The 2101-nt window shown below is 68.9% G+C and carries 2 protein-coding genes; one reads left to right on the forward strand and one right to left on the reverse strand.

The window, feature by feature from the left end; translation table 11 throughout:
• Positions 1-107: 107 nt before the first annotated feature.
• Positions 108-701, reverse strand: a complete 594-nt coding sequence (locus tag ABZ319_RS40335) for a bacterial proteasome activator family protein (protein ID WP_354991869.1) — start codon at positions 699-701, stop codon at positions 108-110.
• A gap of 107 nt (positions 702-808) precedes the next feature.
• Between ABZ319_RS40335 and ABZ319_RS40340 the strand changes: the two genes are divergently transcribed.
• Positions 809-2011 carry a cysteine desulfurase-like protein gene (locus tag ABZ319_RS40340; protein ID WP_354991870.1) on the forward strand — a complete coding sequence of 401 codons (1203 nt, stop codon included), beginning with the start codon at positions 809-811 and terminating at the stop codon, positions 2009-2011.
• The last annotated feature ends 90 nt before the right edge of the window (positions 2012-2101 follow it).

The following is a 2101-nucleotide window of genomic DNA, read 5'->3' on the forward strand; positions in this document are numbered from 1 at the left end:
CTCGTTCTTCCCTCCCTCCGCTCCTCCGCTTCGCTCCCCCGCTCCACTCAGTCCAGAACGAGACGGCCGCGAACCTTGTTGCGGGGGTAGCTCGGAGTTGGGGTTGTTCAGAGGTATTGCCCGCCACCGGTGGCGGGGCCGGCGTGGCCCTGGGGATCGATCGTGCTCGCGCCGGAGGGGAGTGCGTGGCGCATCTGTTCCAGTTGGGCGCGGGCCGCCATCTGCTGGGCGAACAGGGCCGTCTGGATGCCGTGGAACAGGCCTTCGAGCCAGCCGACCAACTGGGCCTGGGCAATCCGGAGTTCGGCGTCCGAGGGGATGACGTCGTCGCTGAAGGGCAGCGCGAGGCGTTCGAGTTCTTCGCGGAGTTCGGGGGCCAGGCCCTGTTCGAGTTCGCGAATGGAGGTCTTGTGGATTTCGCGCAGACGGGTGCGGCTGGCGTCGTCCAGCGGCGCGTGCCGGACCTCTTCGAGCAGCTGTTTGATCATGGTGCCGATGCGCATGACCTTCGCGGGCTGCTCCACCATATCGGCGAGCGATTCTTCCTTTTCGCCTGATTCGCCGGGGTTTTCGTCACCGACGACCTGGCCGGTGAACTCCACCGATTCACCGCCGCGCCCGGCGTTCGCCGGAACGATCAGCGGCTTACCCTCGGGGCCGATCACGACAATGGATTCCGGCGCCCCATCCGATTCCGTCATGCCCCTATCATGTCGCAACGCAGTCGCCTTTGCTTCATGCCCTGGTGAGTGCATCAAACACCCCACACCGTTACCGTGGCGTGCCCGTTCCCTTTAGAGTGACCAGCATGACTTACGACGTCGCACGGGTGCGGGGCCTCATACCGTCCCTGGGCGACGGCTGGATCCACCTCGACCCGCAAGCGGGCATGCTGGTTCCGGATTCGGTATCCCGTGCGGTATCAACGGGATTCCGGACCTCCGCCTTCTCGCATACCAACCGGACCGGCGCGGCCAAGCGCAGCGCCGCCATCCTGGAAGCCGCCCGCGAGGCCGTCGCGGATCTGGTCGGCGGCGACCCGGCGGGCGTCGTGCTCGGCCCGGATCGCGCGGTACTGCTGGCCTGGCTCGCGGAATCGCTGAGCTCCCGGCTGGGTCTGGGCACCGGAATCGTGCTGTCGCGCCTGGATGACGAGGCCAATGTCGCGCCCTGGTTGCGCATCGCCAATCGCTATGGCGCACATGTGCGCTGGGCCGAGGTGGAGATCGAGACCTGCGAGATGCCGGCCTGGCAGTTCGAGGAGCTCATCGGCCCCACCGCGCGTCTGGTCGCGCTGACCGCCGCGTCCCCGATCGTGGGCTCCGCGCCCTCGGTGCGGGTGGCGGCCGACCGCGTGCACGAGGTCGGCGGGCTGCTGGTGGCCGACTGCTTCGGCGCCGCGCCGTACGCGCTCATCGACATCGACGAACTCAACGCCGACGTGATCGCGCTGAGCGCGCCCGCGTGGGGCGGCCCGCAGATCGGCGCGCTGGTCTTCCGCGATCCCGCGTTCCTGGACCGGATCCCGTCGATGTCGCTCAACCCGTACGCCAAGGGCGCCGAGCGGCTCGAGGTCGGCGGTCACCAGTACGCGCTGCTGGCGGGCCTGACCACCTCCATCGACTACCTGGCCGGCCTCGACGAGCGCGCCACCGGCACCCGGCGCGAGCGCCTGGAGATGTCGATCATCTCGCTGCAGGACTACCACGATCAGCTCTTCGAACACCTCATGACGGTGCTCGACCAGGTGCCGAACCTGACCGTTATCGGCCGCGCGTCCACCCGCATCCCGACCGTCAGCTTCACCCTGGCGGGCATGCAGGCCGAGAAGGTGTCGGCCAAGCTCGCCGACGCCCGCATCGGCACGCTGAGCGGCTCGCACGGCGGCAGCCGGCTGCTGGACGCGCTCGGGGTGAACGACGAGGGCGGTGCGGTCACGATCGGTCTCGCGCCCTACACGACCCGGTTCGAGATCGACCAGCTCGGCCGCGCCCTCGCCGCGCTGGACTGAATCTTCTGCCTCCGCTCCGCTGCGGCGGGGTTCGCGGCCCGGAGGTCTCGTTCTTCCCTCCCTCCGCTCCTCCGCTTCGCTCCCCCGCTC

The sequence above is a fragment of the Nocardia sp. NPDC005978 genome, from assembly GCF_040614455.1.
GTDB lineage: Bacteria > Actinomycetota > Actinomycetes > Mycobacteriales > Mycobacteriaceae > Nocardia.